Origin of the sequence: Idiomarina loihiensis, assembly GCF_024584785.1 — a bacterium.
In the GTDB taxonomy this organism is placed as follows: domain Bacteria; phylum Pseudomonadota; class Gammaproteobacteria; order Enterobacterales; family Alteromonadaceae; genus Pseudidiomarina; species Pseudidiomarina fusca.
The window spans coordinates 2,194,072-2,211,115 of the sequence record NZ_CP074112.1 but is presented as its reverse complement, the minus strand read 5'-3'; the positions used below and the strand labels follow the sequence as shown (position 1 = coordinate 2,211,115).

Below are 17,044 nucleotides of genomic sequence, written 5' to 3'. Positions count from 1 at the left end.
GAGTCGGCTGCAATGAAAATAGTGCAATATTCGCTAGCAATAGCTTGGGCTTGGTTACTTGTCGGTTGTGGTAAGGCTGAGGATAACAGCCCAGCACAACAGGTACCACAAAAGGTGGCGATGCCATCAAAAGCTGATGCATTGGTATTTCAGAGCCATTATCAGCGGCTGGTCGAAAAGTTTGTCGATAATCAAGGGCGAGTTATTGATTACAGTGATTCGCGCCGCATCAGTACCTCTGAAGGGCAAAGCTACGCGATGTTATTTGCGCTTGTGGCAAATGATGAAGCGCTGTTTGCAAAGCTACTTGAATGGACCGAGAATAATTTGGCTCAGGGGGATTTAACCACCCATCTACCCGCATGGCTGTGGGGAGAAGCTGATGACGGACAGTGGCGAGTTCTCGATGATAATTCGGCAAGTGACGCCGATGTTATTCTTGCTTACGCACTTCTGCAGGCCGGCAAACTATGGCAAGCGCCTCGTTATCAAGCCTTAGGCGAGCGTTTAGCCTGGCTCATCTTAGAACGTGAAGTTCAAATCGTTGGCTCCCACCGCTGGCTGCTGCCTGGTTACTATGGTTTTGTAGATGGCGCAGCAGAGACCCTAAAGCTAAACCTAAGTTATTACGCGTTGCCGCTATTGAAGAACTTTGCCACAGAGTTAGGACATGCCGAGTGGCAACAGGTGTATGACGGCGCAATCGCGTTATTAAATTATCACCAGCATGGGTTTGCCAGTGACTGGATTGTTCTCAAAAACAGTGGTGAGCTTGCGGATACGCAGCAAGCTGAGGCTGATTACGACGCTATTCGCGCGTATTACTGGTGGGCATTGGCGGCTAAACATGACGCTAACGTTAAGGCTCAGCTCTCGTCGTTTTATGGCGTGCCGACTGCAATTGAAGATTTGGGAAGTATGGCGCTGCATACTGATTGGCTGACCGGAAGTTATTCGGAGCAGGGGCCAATAGGGTTTTCGGCAGCAGTTTTACCGCTACTCGGCCAACTTGCGCCGCAGCTAGCAACTGCTGAGCGGCAACGTATCGTAGCGATGAATCCAGCAGCCTATGCCGACAATTATTATGACACCATGCTCCTGCTCTACGGCGTAGGCGCGGACCAAGGTTGCTTGAACTTTGATGCTTTCGGCAACCTACAAACGGATTGGAGCAATCCGGAGTGTGTGCATGTTATTGAGTAAATCGATTACCCTCGCGCTGATGGTTTGGCAGAACACGCAGCCTGTTAGCCAAGTTGAGCTGGTGGATCAACGCCTATTTGAGCGTTCACGCAGCCTTGTCGAAGAGCGACTACAACTTTGGAATCATCGCAAGCAAAACGTGCAACTTGAAGAGGTCATGGCGCAACTGATGCGTGTTGCCCCCGAGCATCCCCACTTACTAGAGTTGGCTATTTATGGTGCACTTGCAGAGGAGCGTATTGGGGACGTGCAGAGCTTATGGCAAAGGTTACAGCGGCAAGCACCTAATCATATTGCGACGCGCCGAGTCGCAGAAAGAATGCAGTTGTCGGCTGAGCAACAGCAAACACTAGCGCAAGTGGAGTTGTACTATTTTGCTGGTCGCTACGACGAAGCGCAGCGGCTATTACGTGCTCTTTATCCCGAGCCCCCGATAACCCTCAGTACGGCGATTTTATACTGGGATGTCATTGGCAATGCCCAGAGTCGCGAGCAAGCCATCGGCGGCCTGCGCCAACTGCGATCGTGGTACCCTGAAGCAGCAGAGCTTGAACTGGCGATTATCGGCCATCAAGTGGCGATTGATGCGGTCGAGCCTGAGGTTTTAGCCCGATTGACCGATTTGAGTCTAAACCCGTTCTATGGTGAACAAGCTTTAAGTCTCTGGCTGCGCGCGTTTCCTAGTTTAACACCTGATGCCGCAACGCTAAGAGAAGTTAATCATCTTGCCGGCTATTACCCTAAACATAGTGAGATTGCACGGTATCGAAAACTTCTCCTGGCACGCCAGAATGAAGTGGTGCCAGAGCAGCAAGTGACCGGCGATGCACAACCGCAGGTAACGCCCGAACCCGAAGCTCCGGTACTACCTGATCCATGGGCCGCATTTGATAGTGCGGTGGCTGCTATAGAAGCGGGACAGCCTGGCAAAGCTGAACTAGAAATGCAGCAATTGATTGCAGAAAATAAGTCCACCGATGCGCGCTTTGCCTATGCTTTGATTTTGGAAAAACTTGACCGTGAGGATGAAGCATTAGTGCTTGCTCGCCAGGTGCTTGCCGAAGACAAAGGCGACGGTGTAGTGGCTTTGTTCGAGCGTTTAACCGCAAGGGCAGCGCAAGCTGAAGCGGAAGTAGTTGCTGCGGCGGAGGCGGTATTGGCTGCGGCTGAGGAATCGAGCGAACAGCCGCAACGCCAGAATAGCAATGCGGAACGTTACCTCTGGCTCGGGTATAACCTAGCTGATCGTGATAGCACGCCAGGCATCAGCTCACTGGAAGCGAAGACGTGGATGCTACGCTACAGCTCAAGCTTTGGCAGTGAGCAAGAAAACCGTTGGTTTGTACAAATCGAGCCGACTAAGGTCAACGCCGGAGCGGCGGATTTGAGCGACAGCTACTGGCGACCGCGCTTTGGAACCGGACTTTTGTGTGACGATAGCTGCCCAACGGGGCTGTGGCCTGAGGCCAAAGACAGTGGTGTAGCTGTTGGCATAGGTGTCGAATGGCAAAACTGGCACGCCGACCTTGGCAGATCCCCGATCGGGTTCAGTGAGTCAAAATGGGTTGGCTCTCTCGGCTACGACGGTGATATCGGTGAGTTTGGTTGGGGCGCCGAAGTTGAGCGTCGTGTGCTGACCTCTGCTTTCATCAACTTTGCTGGAGCCGAAGATCCATTCTCAGCACGGGAGTGGGGACCCGTGGTCGAAACCACATTGGGGGGCAGCTTTAATTGGGATCAAGGCACCGGGTGGGGCTGGTGGTCTAATTTGGGCGTGAGTCGCTATGCTGGCTCTAATGTGAAATCGAACCAGCGCTGGTATGCTTATACGGGTGTTTATAAGACCTTTTATGACACTGAAGCATTAGCCTTTGACAGTGGCCTTACCGCACTGACTTGGGGATTTGATAACGATCAAAGTCAGACCACCTATGGGCAAGGCGGCTATTACAGCCCCAAAAACTATTTCTCGCTAAGTATACCGCTGAGTATCTATGGTCGTCTTGGTCGTTTTTCTTACCACGTGCGCGCATCGTTCGGGCAATCCGAGTCGCGCTTACACGCCGCAGACTTTTTCCCGGCACATCCTGAGCTTCAAGAGGAAGCTCTTGCGCTGACCGAGCAGACAGGCATCACGCCTGTGTTTGAAGGAGGTGAAGGCGGTGGCTTTGGCAGAAGTCTGAGTGCAACGCTTGAATACCAAGTTACGAACCATTGGTATATCGGTGTAGCTGCGTTGCTGGAGCGTTCCGAGTTCTACGATCCGAACAACTTTACGCTGTACTTGCGCTACGACTTTGGAGGTTCACGTCGCGCACCTAATCGACCACCATACCCGCCTCAACGCTATGTGAGCCAGCCATGGTGGGACTAAAATAGAATTGGTTTTAGGAGCAAAAAAGCATGGCAATGGACATTTTCCGCATTATTTTTGACACGATTTGAAAATGTTGCACCACGTTTGCTTCAGGTGACCGACATCTTTTCATCATCTGGCTAATCGGTAACGTCTGCGTACGAGAGAGTACGCAATTGCTAAGTTAATTCAGGTTTGCGTCAAATTAAATGCACGTGCGTTTGATTGCGGTGGATAGGATGCAGGTATGTTTCATGAGGTAGAAAAGCGACAATGCGTCATTCTAGCAGCAGCGCAGGCTGCGTAGCTATGGGCTAGACTTGGAGCATCAACATGGAGGTTAGTGCTATGACTACAGGGAAGCAAGCAGCCGATTTTGCGACCACTTTGCAAGATCCGGAAACCACGCAGCAGCAGGGTATGGAGCAAACTGGTGACCACATCAGTGACTCAGCTATCACTGCGAATGTGAATAGCGCATTGATGTCACAAGCCAGTGGTATGCAAATCAACGTCTCAACCACTGACGGTTAAGTCTGAAGCTTAACACTCCGTCGCTCGACAATCTCCCGTAACCCCGTGTGGCCGCGCTTGCCCTCGGGGTTTTTTCGTCGTTAACGGAAGCCTCTATTCCTTGTAGGGCAACCAATTACGCTCTTTGACTTTGAGCCAAAATCTATCTTTATAATCAATGACTTTAATATCTTTGTTCTCGGCAACCCACTCTGTAGATGGCAATTGCTCTGCGACCTTGTTTAGCGAGAACGAAGCATTGGAAAACGGTTGCTGTTCATGAACCGAAAATATCGCACTGGTGATAGCTGTCGGGCCAGTTTTTCGCTCGACAACCAGTTGTTCTTGGGGAGCTTCAAACCCTTCGCCAAATAGGGATATCATGACCGGAACGTGGGTCACAGGCGGGGTTGGTATTTCACGTAAGCCGGGAAGTTGTAACGCATCTCCCTGCAAATTGGCACCGTGTTCGGGAGCTACAATGAGCAATACACGACGCCCCGAGGCTTTAATAGCTTCTTGTAATTGATAAATCTCATCGAGTAAATTGGCTGTGCGTAATGCGTAACTTTCGAGACTGTTGCCGTTAAATCCGGGAACACGGTTGCCGTCATGTAACGTTAAGGTGTTATAAAACGTGAAGCGTGTAGTGGTGTCAGAACTCGCTGATAACCAATTATTAAGGATGGTGCCGTCCGATTTAATTAGGCTCCCATCAAAGCCCGTCATGCTTACCGGGGCGCTTGCGTTTAACGTGGGCTCAGGCATTCCGCCAAATTGCTGTAGCAAACCTTTAAAGTCATCGTACTCACCGGTGTGGTTGAGGAGGACTTCGGGTGTGAAGCCTAGCTTCGCAAGTTGCTGACTAACAAGACATTGAGGGCTGTTTGTAAACAGTTGTTGATGCGGGCGATGGCCACAGCTTGCGCGCAATAAGCGTAAGGCAGACGGGCCCGAATAAGAGCTAGCACTGTTGTAATTGCGCAACAGTATATGAGCATTAGAAATTAACGGATGTGACTGTAAATTAGCACTTTGAAGATCTTGCCAAGCCATGGAGCAGATATTGATGAGTAAAATATCAAAATCAGCCGCTGTTTGGCGATTTGGCGTTAGCATTAAATCTTGTTGCTCTTCGTAAAACGCCGTTAACTTTTCACCTGGAGAGTTAAACTGTATAGCGTCAGGCGTATTTACTGCAGTCATATCTAGTGCCGGTTGCAGCGTTGGTAATTCACTTTCGCTGGGCTGTTGCATGCCAGCAGCAGCAAGTACAGCAACGAAGGCAACGACCGTCATACGAATAATGTTTTGCAAGTAAATAAAGCCGATCCATGCGATCAAAAGAATAATAATGAACTCAAGCTTTATCGAGCGCGTCACTAATTCCCATATATAGGCAAGGCTGAAACCCGAAATTGAGGACCATTGATCAATCACGCTACTAAAAGGTGGCAACGAACTTTCGTGATAGAGCAGGCCAATAGCTACGGGAATGGCTACGAGCTGGCGTAACCACTTAAGCGCTGTTGTTCGCATGGGTAAAACCAACAGCATCATCATCGCTAGGTTGTCCCAAATGCCTATATTTAGGTAACCAAGAAACGAGAGAATTACCTTGGCGATAAAGTAAAACGCCCAAGCGCTAAGACCCGGCCACATAAAAAGGGGACGGTTTAGTAATTCTTCTCGATGACGCCAATAAAGGCTCGGCTCGGCCATTGATATCCTCTATTAATCAGGTTTAGTTGAGTTTGCGAAAATAACGATATCGTGCGGTTAGGCGCCGCACCCGTTTTAAGAATATTCTAATGAGCTTGAGGCTCAACAAGCCGGCAATAAAGCCAAGTGCAAAAGTCGCGAGCACAATTTGAATCACTTGAGACTCTGGCATGTTACGACTCCGACTCTGAAGGTGGTGTTACCTTATGTAGTGGCGAGAACCCCCGTGGGAACACGCGACGGTACAAGTCTTCGTCAGCACGCTCCTCGGTATGTTCTGCCTGAACTAAGGCATCCGTTAGATCGAGGTTGTTGTGACTCGCTTCAAGGTCATCAAGCTTACTCTCGAGACTCTGTAACGTATGTATGCGTTGATCATTTACGAAAACATTAGCGAGTGGCGCGCCAAATAAAAACTCCAAAGTGTGTGTGACGTCTTGTGCTCGACAACCAAATAAAAAAATGGGAACGAGACGTTCACCACTACTTATCAGGTCGCCTCCGCGGCGATGATGAAAGCGTTGCACAACATCGACTACTTTTAACCCTCGTGCCGGTTTACCTAAGACCAAGCTATAGTCAATGTTTTGTTCACTGGCTAAACGAGCTAATCTGCGCACATGCTGGACAAATGAGGAGAGTGGGGTGTAGCCCTGCAGAACTTTGGGTACAAACTGTTCCTGCAAAGCGGCAAAACTATGTGGTAAAGAGCGCGAGAAACGCCAGCCAACAGAGCTTTCTATCAATGACACGACTTGGCTAAAGCGTAAATTGATTGGCAGTATTAGAGTGGCTCCCGCCTGCAACAATAGCTGTTCATCCGTGTGACGGATGGACTGATCTAATTCGCGCACATAAATCCGCAGGTAGCGGCCAAAATAGCTGCGCAACTGAAAGATTGTTTTCATTAACGTGACGATATCCTGCCCCCGATAATAGGACAATAATATTGCGTCGTCACTGTTACGCTCGAGTGCAGTTGAAACAGCTTGCTCGGAGCGGAGTTGTTGCCATTCCACGGGGGCAATCTCTTGTCCGGTAACTGCACTGCTTAGATAAAAAATAGGAGCCTGTTCCAATCGCAACTTAGCGTGGTCTTCATCCATTGGGTTGGTTGAGTCCAGCGTCCATTCGTGCTCACTACCTGCAACAATACGAAATTTGTCTTGGCGGACTTTGCCGCGATGAAACCAATAGTTTACCTCGAGCCAAAACCCATTTGGGGCAAGGGAAAAGCTACTAAAACTTTGAAAACGGCTTTCTAGCTGCGTTAATTGCTGCTCCAGTGATGTTGAAGTTAAGTCACCGGAAAAGCACAAACAAATAATTTTAGCTTCGCTCGCTGCCCATTCCTCTAGGGTTACAAGCTGTGCGCCGTTTAGTAAGAAGTCATTGAGGGTACTAGGCTCAGTACTTAAATGCATTACAACAACTTTGTGCCCTGCAGTCAGCGCATCGAGACCGCTATAAAAGTCAGCGCTGTTAAACCGCTTTCGGAGCTTAACTTCGGCTTGCGCAACAGGTTCGGAAGGAGCAAAAAGGCGCTCGCGCTCACTAACCTCCGCAGCGCACAGATAGATGACGGAAGCTTGTTGTTGCAATACTGCGACGATGTTAACGAGAGGCTCGTGTGTTGTCGCACTAAAGGCATGTACCTGACCTGAGTTTAAAGGTGGTAAGAAGTCGTCATTATGGTTTACCAGCTTCGTCAGCGTGAGCATTACGAGTTTGTCTTTTATCTATAATTTTTAGTATGATAGCAAACGAAAATAAATAAAAACAACTAATAAAAATTGTTAGTGCATCATTCTTTCTGTAATTTCGCCTGAGCTGGAAAAGGTGCAGGTCAAAGTTTATCCTTTTGATTTACCGACCAAAGTAAATTGAAAGAGGAACCACAATGACCTGCGATATACAGGATAGATCGATTGGCGATGTTTTGGAATTATTGATTGAACAAGGCTTGGACGGTACAGCCGAAGCGATCAGTATTTTACTCAATGAAGCCATGCGGTTAGAGCGAGAGCGGCACCTTGGAGCAGGCCCCTGGGAGCGTTCAGAAGAGCGCCAAGGTTACACCAACGGTTATAAGAAAAAGTCGCTACAGAGCCGATTCGGGATGCTCGATTTAAGTATACCGCAAACCCGCGACACGGATTTTTATCCAAGTAGTTTAGAGCGAGGGTTACGCTCTGAGAAAGCGCTGAAGCTGGCATTAGCAGAAATGATCCGTACCAGTACTTTTGGATACCGAGCTAAGTGAGTAAAATCACTTAACGAGGTGAATCATGAAAGCAAATAAAACACGCAAAGTCCACACACAAGAATTTAAAGCAGAAGCCCTGAAATTAGCTGAAAGAATAGGCGTTGCAGCGGCGGCTAGAGAACTGAAAGTCTACGAATCCCAGCTGTACAGTTGGCGGACTGCGGCGCAAAAAAAATCTAGCACGAGCGCCAGAGAAGCAGAGCAAGCCGCTGAAATTGCTCGATTAAAACGTCAATTAGCTGAACAGGCAGAGGACCTAGCCATATTAAAAAAGGCGGCTACCTACTTCGCGAAGAACCAAAAATAGCCAGATTTGAGTTTATTCTTGAGCACCAGCATCAATTCACCTTAAAGCGGATGGTGAACGTGCTCAACGTATCGCGTAGTGGGTATTATGCCTGGCGGAAACATGGTCAGACAGTCAGTCCTCGAGAGCAGCGTCAAATTTAGCGAGACGAGGCGATTAAGCAGGCATTTATTGACTCGAAAGAGCGCAGCGGCGCTCGGCGTATCCAAGTGGATTTGGCAGAGCTCGACATAACACCCGACATCAAAACTATTCGCAATAGTATGATACGCCAGGGCCTTGTACCTAAGGCTGCACGTAAATTTAAGGTCACCACGGACAGTAAGCACAATCAGCCTGTGGCGCCAAACTTGCTGGAGCAAGATTTTACGGCAAGAGCTCCGAATCAAAAGTGGGTTGGCGATATCACGTATTTATTCACTAGTGAGGGCTGGCTGTACCTAGCGGTAATCATCGATTTATATTCACGCTCGGTTGTTGGCTGGTCGATGAGTAACCGAATGACCGCAACGTTGGTGTGTGATGCTCTGAAAATGGCTTTATTTCGCAGAGGCTTTCCCGAAGGGATCATTGTTCACAGCGACCGAGGTAGTCAATATTGTTCAAACGATTATCGAGATTTAATTAAAAAACATAGACTTACTCAGAGTATGAGCCGAAAAGGAAATTGTTGGGATAATGCCTGTGCCGAAAGCTTCTTTCACTCATTAAAGGTCGAAGCCTTGCAGGACGAGCCCATCATGGATCGAGAAAATATGCGCCGAGCAGTCTTTGAGTACATCGAAGTTGATTACAACAAGACAAGAAGGCATAGTGCTATTGGCTATCTCAGCCCAGAGAACTTTGAATTAAAAAATAGTGCTTAGCAAAGTGTCCACTTTTAGTGGTACGGATCATCCCACCATCAGTCGCTCATGGCGGGCAAACTGGGAGCGCTTAAGTGTGTTCTTCGACTCCCCAGTTGAGATACGCAAGGCCATTTATACCACCAATGCCATTGAGTCGCTGAATGCGTCACTGCGCAAAATCACCAAAACTCGCCGGTCGTTCCCTAACGACGAAGCCGTCATGAAGGTGCTGTACTTGGCCTTGCATCAGGCTTCAAAAAAGTTGACTATGCCCATACGCAACTGGAAGCCAGCGATGGCACAGTTCGAGATTATATATCAGGATCGGATTTAACAGTGAAACCAGCCATTTACACAAAATCTTTTACACTCTCACGATTCAAGTCTTTACTATATTTCTAACTGGCAAATATTTATTTAAGGTGGGCAGGATGACTCTTACAACTACTCTTTTATTTAGCCTTCTCCTCTCCTCAGTCAGTGGCGTTACTCAACAGGAATATAAAATGCCACCTAGCCAGCGCACTATAGGCTCTGTTTCGGTTATATCTGATAAAAAAATGGAAGAGTGCGTAAAGTTATTTAATGAAGCTAACTGGTTAGCCCAAAAACTAGACGTCACTATAGTTAATAGCTATAGCGAAAGCGAAGTAAGCGCTTACAATACAAATGTAATGAAATACGAAACAATGGTCGATAGATTCAATAGCGAGTGTGCAGGTAAGCAATCAAGGTCGGCTTGCGAGGCAACACAAAAACTTAATCGCGAGCAAGGTCTTCAAACTCAATCATGCGATTAGTGTACAAACGTTTAAGGTTTATCATCTTCGCTCCAGACCCTGGTCCAGACCAGGGTCTGCACCCCTATCTTCAAGGCAGCCATTTGCGGGTGTGTCGGCATTGGTCGTCTTTAATGCCGTAGCCGGTGCAGCCCCAGAATTTTCCGTAGCGGCCTTCGCGCTGTTTCATGGGGCGGCCGCACTTATCGCAAATTGGCGTTTCGCCGCGGCAGTCGGGGTTGTTACAGATGCTATGGAACCAGTGGTCGATGGTGGGTGAGCCGCACGCGCTGCAAACTCGCGGGCGTACCGAGCAGCCGTTGCCGGTGGTGCAGCGGTAGAATGCGCCATATTGGCCTTGGTGGCGTTTCAGATAGCCGTTGGTGCATTTCGGACACTTGAATATTTCCTGAAACTTCTCCCGAAAACGCTCTGAAGAAATTGCGATATCGTATTTGGGTGTCAGTATTTCTTTAATGAACGCTGACATACCATGCGGGTCGGCGACGAGGTAGCTCTTTTTACGGGCGCGCGTTAGGCCGACGTAAAATAGTCGACGCTCTTCGGAGTGTTTAAATGAATCGAGCGTCGGCAATAGGGCTTCGACAATGTAGTGGCCTTTGTTTTCGTTCGGAAATCCGACTTTGCCCTGAAAAAATCCCACTAAAATACAGTGGTCGGCTTCGAGGCCTTTGGATTTGTGAAAGGTCCAGTAGTTGATGTTCTTCAGCTGGCCGTCTTGCAGCTCTGCGTCGTGCTTTAGGTTCTCGCGTACGTCGTTGAGTAAATAATTGTAGCGACAAATGATGGCAATGCTGTCGTCGGGCGCGTGCTCGCGAATGGCAGCTATGATTTTGGCCACTTTGCCGGCCGGATCGGGCTTGTCAGCGATGAGGGAATCTAGCAAGTAAACTTGCGGGCTGCTCACTTTGGTATGGGTTTCGACCTGCTTTTTGTATTGCTCAGGGTTTTCCATCACAAAGTTGCCAGCGGTGTCGGCTATGCTGTTGTTGTAGCGAAAGGTTTTGTCGAGTTTGGTTAGGCTATGCGTGCCTAGGTACTCGCCAAAGCGGGTGGTGATTTCGAGCTTGCCGCCCGAGAACCGGTAAATAGACTGCCAGTCGTCGCCAACCGCCGTCATGGTTGGGTTCGGCCCGTGTTTGATGAGTGTTTTGACGAGGCCTAGTCGAGCGGCGGAAATGTCCTGAAATTCGTCGACCAAAATGTGTCGCCATTTGGGCTTGAATTGGTTTTGCTGGACGACGGCTTGCGCTTGCAAAATCATGTCGTCGAAGTCGATAGCATTTTCTTCGCGCAGCGCTTGTTGGTATGACTCGTGCAAGCGCGTGAGAAAAGCTGCGCACCAATTGGCGTGTTGGTTATCGAGCTGGGCTAGACGCGCACTGATGCCTTCGTCGTCGAGTTGCTCGGTGCGAATGGCCTGCAGCGATTTGTATAACACCTCGGCTAAGGTCGAAATAAGATCGCTGTTGTTGAGTTTTTCGAGCAGCTCATCGTCGGTTAGTGGTTGAAGTTTTACGTTGTTTTCGCGCATCAGCTGCTCGAGCCGCTGCTCAAGTTTCCCCTCCACCCAGTCGTAATGATACGTCTCTATTAGCTTGGTGCCGCATTCGCGGTGCAAGTTGCGCTTCAACTCCATTTCTTGATTGTATTTTTGGCGGTCGATATCGGGCCGGGTTTTGCCGTGCCTGTCGACGCCAAAATGCTCAAGATAGATATCAGCCTCGGTTAAGTAAAAATCTGGTTTGTAATCAACACCTTCGGCTATGCGGCGCTTGCTTTTGTATGGCGATTCGTACTGGTATTCGATGCCATTTCGGCATAGCCAGTTGGCTATGATCAGCTCTTGGTAGCCTTTTACTAATTCGCCGTTGAGCGTGCGGTATTCGTTGTCGCGTACGTAATTTTCGTAGTCTTCTTGGGTTTCGAAATCAAACGGGTTTACCGGTTTGAACACTAACGAGAATAGCTTTTCGAGTACGGTGAGGAGTTCCCTCAGTTGGTTAATTAGCCATTGCGTGACCCACTGATTGAGCTTTTTCGGGTCATCGGTAAATTTGGATAAGTGCACTGTGTGGTTGGCTTGCTTAAGTATGGCTCGGCCGAGGGCGTGGAAGGTGGCGATGCTTGGGGTGTTGCTTTCGTTTTCTGTTTCGGTGCCTATAGCTTTGGCACGTTTGTTGAAGCGCTCTTGCAGCTCGTTCGCGGCGGCACGGTTATAAGCTAACACCAAAATTTCATGGGGTTTCACGCCGTGGTTAACGATGAGATCAAGTGCTTTTGCCACCATCACAGAGGTTTTCCCTGTACCGGCGGCGGCGAGTACGAGGTTGAAATCATTGTTGCGAATAACCGCCAAGCGTTGACTGTGCGTTAGCGGGTTGGCTTCGGCCTTGTCGTAAAAACTTTGGTATGTTGCTAATGTGCGTTTCTCGTACGTTTCGCGTAAGTTATCTGCGTGTTCACTAATTGGTGTTTGGCCAAGCATGAACTGCAGTTGCTGGCGCGTTGTTGCTTCGAACTGAGTTACCTTCGCCAGTGGCAGCAAATGGTTTAGTTGAGTTTCGAGCGCTGGAATAGTGGAGTCTCTTAAATACTGCTTTATCGCGTTTTGCTGAAACTGCTGGTAGGTTGTGTATATGCGCTGCTGCAGAGCCGGTAAACACAGCTGCTGAATTTTTGGCAGCGCGTTTGTCAGTGCTGCGTTGGTGATAAAGCTAAAAATGTAGCGTTTATTCGGCACCAAGGTAATGGTTAGGCTTGACCAGAATAGTCCTTTTTCGGTGGTCGGTAGTGTAGCCAGCTCATCGAAGGTGCCAAGTAACGTTTGCTTGCAATTACGCTCTTCAATGTAAAAGCTGTCTGCGTCTATGGTCAGCTGCGTATAGTCGCCGAACAACTTGCCAACCCAGTTGGGATGCAGTTCTATTGTCTTTATCTGTTCCACGTTGTTGCTTGCCACGATTGTCCCGCTGTAGGCGATGTCTTACATCCGTTGTGGGTAACTATACCGCTAATTTTGCACGTTGGGGAGAGGAGGGGCGGCTCCTGGTTCGCATCAGGGCTAATAAATTGGTCCCAATTTGGTCCCATAGAAACATTTGTTAGTGTTTACTATCAGTAAAGACCTTATAAGAAATGGCGCACCCGACAGGAGTCGAACCTGTGACCTCTGCCTCCGGAGGGCAGCGCTCTATCCAGCTGAGCTACGGGTGCGTATTGGAATGTACTGTTGGTAAAACAGCGAGCGTGGATTTTAGGGAATTATTACTCCCATGTCCAGTAACGTAACAGGTAAACTAGTTGCAATGATAGATTTTCGTGTTCGCCTGTTTGAATTTTGTACAAGGAGGGTTGTGGATTGTGTTCTTGAGTCTTTTTATCTCAGCATTTCTATCAGCTACCTTATTGCCTGGTTCGTCAGAAGTGCTTCTGATGCTTTTGCTCAATCAGACAGACTCGATCGGAACACTGTGGGCAGTCGCTACTTTAGGGAATGTACTTGGGTCTTGTGTGAATTACAGCTTAGGCAGGTATTTTCTTCATTGGCAAAACCAGCGCTGGTTTCCGGTGAGTAAAATTCGTCTAGCACAGGGTCAGGCTTGGTTTAATCGCTATGGTAAGTGGAGTTTATTATTGTCTTGGCTACCTATTTTGGGCGATCCATTAACTATGTTTGCGGGAATGCTTAGGCTACGTTTCGGTTGGTTTTTATTGCTTGTAAGTCTGGGTAAAGGAGCGCGTTACGTTTTGATTATTGGCTTGAATTATACTTGGCTTCAGCTGGTCTAACGGCAGTCTTGATGGTCGAGGTCATCGGTAGATTAAAAAAAATTTAGCGGTGAATGCTAACCTTGGTATGATGTTCCTCTTGTTGAACCCTTACTTTCTGAGATATTCATGGAACGTTTTTTAGAAAATTTAATGTATAGCTTACGTTGGTTGCTGGCACCTATTTATCTTGGTTTGAGCTTGGCGGTGTTGCTGCTGGGGATTAAGTTCTTTCAGGAGCTTATACATGTTTTTCCAGACATTCTAACGATCAAAGAAGTTGACCTTATTTTGTTAACGCTAACCTTAATCGATATTGCATTGGTTGGAGGATTGTTAGTGATGGTGATGTTGAGTGGTTACGAAAACTTCGTTTCGACACTCAATATTAATAACGACACTGAGAAGTTAGCTTGGTTAGGAAAAATTGATTCAGGTGGTTTAAAGAATAAAGTAGCTGCATCTATTGTTGCTATTTCCTCTATTCATTTATTGAAAGTGTTTATGAACGCGCAAAACATGGATGAGCCAACCATCAAGTGGTACGTGTTGATGCACTTAACTTTTGTTGGCTCTGCTTTTGCCATGGGTTATTTAGATAGATTAACTCGAAAAGAGAAAAACTCCGATTAAAGAATTGCCGCTCTAATCAGAAGGCCTACCAGGGTGATAGTGATCACCCCGGCAGCCCAAAGACCAATAAACCAGAGCCACTGTCGTAACTTAGTTGGTGGTTTATTCATGATATCCAGAATCCTCACTGGTTTTTCCTCTGAATACCCAATAGGTATAACCAGTGTAGGCAAAAATAATAGGAATTAGAATGACTGCGCCTACGAGCAGGAACGATAGGCTATTATCTGGTCCTGCGGCTTCCCATAAGGTGATTTCAAAGGGGATAAGATAAGGGAAGATGCTCACCGCAAAACCAATAAAAGCAATTAAAAATACTCCTAAAGCCCAGAGGTATGGAGCTCCCTCACGTTTCTTGTTAAGTGCTGTTAGGAGTCCGCCGCCGACTATAGCTAAGGCAAAAGGTAACAACCACAAACCAGCGGAGGTCGGCCACGTTAACCATCTATCAGCGACTTGCCCATAAGTTGATACCAGATAAATACTTGCGGCTGCTATTGCAAGAATCATGAGTAACGATAAGTTACGAGCTAATGAAAAACTTCGGCCTTGTAATTGGCCATCGGTTTTCATAATTAACCAAGTGGCGCCAAGCAGCATATAGCCAATACATACCGCAATGCCTGCAAAAATAGTAAATGGGCTTAGCCAGTCAAACCATCCGCCTGAGTAGGCTCGATCGGTGACATCAATACCTTGTAGCATGGCGCCTAACATCACTCCTTGGCTAAACGCAGCAACTGCGGACCCAAGCATAAAAGAGCGGTCCCACCAATGTTTGTTATTGCGGCTCTTAAATCTAAACTCAAAGGCAACGCCACGAAAAATCAAGCCTAGGAGCATGGCAATAACGGGCATGTAAAGAGCTGGTAACAGCACCGAATAAGCCAGCGGGAAAACCGCGAGTAGGCCACCACCACCAAGGACCAGCCAAGTTTCATTGCCATCCCATACCGGCGCAACAGTATTGACCATACGGTCACGATGTTGCTCGTTTGTAAACCATGGAAACAAGAGCCCAATACCCAAATCAAAACCATCAAGAGCTACATATGCGAATACCGCGATCGAGATAAGTGCAGCCCAAATTAATGCGTAATCCATTGCTTATTTCTCCTCGTGGTAGAGACGTTCTGCAGCCATTGGGATACGAGCATAATCAGGTATGTGGGTATGCTCGGGATCGCCGGCCATCTTTCTTAAGATATAAACGGTACCAGCACCGAAGACTAAAAAGTACACGATAATAAAAGCTAGCAAGCTAGCGCCGACTCCAACCGCATCGACAGGAGAGACAGCCTCAGATGTTCTTAAGAGGCCTTGAATGACCCAAGGTTGTCGGCCTACTTCGGTGACAACCCAGCCGGCAATAACAGCTACAAACCCTAGTGGCCCCATCAAGACAGCACTACGATGCAGCATTTTGCTCTGGTAAAGGCCGCCACGTAGACGCTGGAACCCAGACCAGAGACCGATAAGCATCATTAACACACCGATGCCGACCATGATTCTAAAGGCCCAAAACACGATTGCTACTGGTGGCCACTCGTCTCGAGGGAATTGGTCCAAACCGGTAACTTCAGCATTAATATCGTGCTGTAATATGAGGCTAGCTAGGCCCGGTATTTTTACCGCGTAATCCACTTCAGCTGTGGTCTGATTAGGAAGTCCAAACAGGTACAGAGGGGCGTTACTTTGGGTTTCAAAGTGGCCTTCCATAGCGGCTACTTTGGCCGGTTGGTGCTCTTGCGTATTAAGGCCGTGCAAGTCGCCAACAAACACTTGTAGTGGTGCCACAATTAATGCCATCCACATAGCCATCGAGAACATTTTTCTAGCGCTGGCCGAGGTACTATCTTTGAGTAAGTGCCAAGCACCAACTGCGCCTACCACAAAGGCTGTGGTTAAATAGGCGGCAAGTAACATGTGCGCTAAACGGTATGGAAATGAAGGATTAAAAATAGCTTCAAACCAACTTGTAACAATAAATTGGCCTTGTTCATTCATAGCAAATCCAGCAGGTGTTTGCATCCAGCTGTTTACTGACAAAATCCAGAATGCGCTAATGGCAGTTCCAACGGCTACCATCAAGGTGGCAAAAAAGTGCAGCCGCTCTCCTACTTTGTTCATGCCAAATAGCATCACCCCTAAAAACCCAGCTTCAAGGAAGAAAGCGGTGAGTACCTCGTAGCCCATGAGTGGGCCAATAACTGGTCCTGCTTTATCTGAGAATACGGCCCAGTTGGTACCAAATTGATAGCTCATCACAATGCCAGAAACCACGCCCATACCGAAGGCTACGGCAAAGATCTTCACCCAATATCGAAAGAGCTTCTGGTAGACCGGATTGCGAGTTTTAAGGTAAAGCCCTTCTAGCACGGCAAGAAAACTTGCAAGACCAATCGTAAAGGCGGGGAATATGATGTGGAATGCCACTGTAAAGGCAAACTGAAAGCGAGCTAATAAGACTGCATCAGCTTGCGAGAACCAACTTTCTAGCATGTTCTTGACCTCGTTATGTTTTCTGTTGAGTCAAACGCTACTCACATGGTGTTACAACAAGATGAGTATAGTATTAATTTAGGCATATGCGAAATAAAAAACCTGGATTTACTAGGACTATTT

The 17,044-nt window shown here is 47.9% G+C and carries 12 protein-coding genes, 1 tRNA gene and 3 pseudogenes; 9 read left to right on the top strand and 7 right to left on the bottom strand.

The window, feature by feature from the left end; genetic code table 11:
- Positions 1-12: 12 nt before the first annotated feature.
- The 3 genes from bcsZ (at position 13) to KGF88_RS10560 (ending at position 4,093) form a co-directional block, all read left to right on the top strand.
- A complete protein-coding gene (gene bcsZ / locus KGF88_RS10570) occupies positions 13-1,203 on the top strand; it encodes a cellulose synthase complex periplasmic endoglucanase BcsZ (protein ID WP_153827241.1) in 1,191 nt (396 codons plus the stop codon).
- Complete coding sequence (locus tag KGF88_RS10565) at positions 1,190-3,577, top strand: cellulose synthase subunit BcsC-related outer membrane protein (RefSeq protein WP_162014624.1); 2,388 nt, start codon at positions 1,190-1,192, stop codon at positions 3,575-3,577. The genes bcsZ and KGF88_RS10565 overlap by 14 nt, the downstream gene beginning before the upstream one ends.
- 330 nt (positions 3,578-3,907) lie before the next feature.
- Positions 3,908-4,093, top strand: a complete 186-nt coding sequence (locus tag KGF88_RS10560; RefSeq protein WP_153827243.1) for a hypothetical protein — start codon at positions 3,908-3,910, stop codon at positions 4,091-4,093.
- 93 nt (positions 4,094-4,186) lie between these two features.
- Here KGF88_RS10560 and bcsG read toward each other — a convergent pair whose 3' ends face one another.
- The 3 genes from bcsG to KGF88_RS10545 are packed head-to-tail and all read right to left on the bottom strand — an operon-like array spanning position 4,187 to position 7,515.
- On the bottom strand, positions 4,187-5,794 hold the full coding sequence (gene bcsG, locus KGF88_RS10555; RefSeq protein ID WP_153827244.1) for a cellulose biosynthesis protein BcsG: 1,608 nt from the start codon (positions 5,792-5,794) through the stop codon (positions 4,187-4,189).
- Positions 5,795-5,816: 22 nt separating this feature from the next.
- Entirely contained in the window at positions 5,817-5,966 is a 150-nt protein-coding gene (locus KGF88_RS10550; RefSeq protein ID WP_153827245.1) for a hypothetical protein, read from the bottom strand.
- A 1-nt stretch (position 5,967) separates the two neighbouring features.
- Positions 5,968-7,515 (bottom strand): BcsE family c-di-GMP-binding protein, encoded by a 1,548-nt coding sequence (locus KGF88_RS10545; protein ID WP_153827246.1) that lies wholly within the window; start codon positions 7,513-7,515, stop codon positions 5,968-5,970.
- A gap of 179 nt (positions 7,516-7,694) precedes the next feature.
- Here KGF88_RS10545 and KGF88_RS10540 point away from each other — a divergent pair.
- From KGF88_RS10540 to KGF88_RS10525, 4 genes and pseudogenes are all read left to right on the top strand, one after another.
- Positions 7,695-8,021, top strand: a pseudogene (locus KGF88_RS10540) (transposase); the annotation flags it as partial.
- Between the two features lie 61 nt (positions 8,022-8,082).
- Positions 8,083-9,233 (top strand): annotated as a pseudogene (locus tag KGF88_RS10535) (IS3 family transposase).
- Between the two features lie 28 nt (positions 9,234-9,261).
- Positions 9,262-9,549 (top strand): annotated as a pseudogene (locus KGF88_RS10530) (transposase); the annotation flags it as partial.
- A 97-nt stretch (positions 9,550-9,646) separates the two neighbouring features.
- Positions 9,647-10,015, top strand: coding sequence for a hypothetical protein (locus tag KGF88_RS10525; protein ID WP_153827042.1), 369 nt, complete (start codon positions 9,647-9,649; stop codon positions 10,013-10,015).
- A gap of 70 nt (positions 10,016-10,085) precedes the next feature.
- On the opposite strand, the gene KGF88_RS10520 is transcribed toward KGF88_RS10525, so the two are convergent.
- Together KGF88_RS10520 and KGF88_RS10515 are read right to left on the bottom strand one after the other, a co-directional pair.
- Positions 10,086-12,977 carry a UvrD-helicase domain-containing protein gene (locus tag KGF88_RS10520; RefSeq protein WP_257119927.1) on the bottom strand — a complete coding sequence of 964 codons (2,892 nt, stop codon included), beginning with the start codon at positions 12,975-12,977 and terminating at the stop codon, positions 10,086-10,088.
- A 177-nt stretch (positions 12,978-13,154) separates the two neighbouring features.
- Positions 13,155-13,231: transfer RNA gene (locus KGF88_RS10515), tRNA-Arg, on the bottom strand.
- 144 nt (positions 13,232-13,375) lie between these two features.
- On the opposite strand from KGF88_RS10515, the gene KGF88_RS10510 reads away from it, so the two are divergent.
- Both KGF88_RS10510 and KGF88_RS10505 read left to right on the top strand, forming a co-directional pair.
- Positions 13,376-13,807, top strand: coding sequence for a YqaA family protein (locus tag KGF88_RS10510; protein WP_110076762.1), 432 nt, complete (start codon positions 13,376-13,378; stop codon positions 13,805-13,807).
- A 108-nt stretch (positions 13,808-13,915) separates the two neighbouring features.
- Positions 13,916-14,419, top strand: a complete 504-nt coding sequence (locus KGF88_RS10505; RefSeq protein ID WP_153827043.1) for a TIGR00645 family protein — start codon at positions 13,916-13,918, stop codon at positions 14,417-14,419.
- A gap of 102 nt (positions 14,420-14,521) precedes the next feature.
- On the opposite strand, the gene cydB is transcribed toward KGF88_RS10505, so the two are convergent.
- Positions 14,522-15,523, bottom strand: a complete 1,002-nt coding sequence (cydB, locus tag KGF88_RS10500; RefSeq protein WP_153827044.1) for a cytochrome d ubiquinol oxidase subunit II — start codon at positions 15,521-15,523, stop codon at positions 14,522-14,524.
- Positions 15,524-15,526: 3 nt separating this feature from the next.
- The gene (locus KGF88_RS10495) at positions 15,527-16,921 is read right to left on the bottom strand and encodes a cytochrome ubiquinol oxidase subunit I (RefSeq protein ID WP_153827045.1); all 1,395 of its coding nucleotides are present in this window, start codon (positions 16,919-16,921) and stop codon (positions 15,527-15,529) included.
- Positions 16,922-17,044 lie beyond the last annotated feature (123 nt).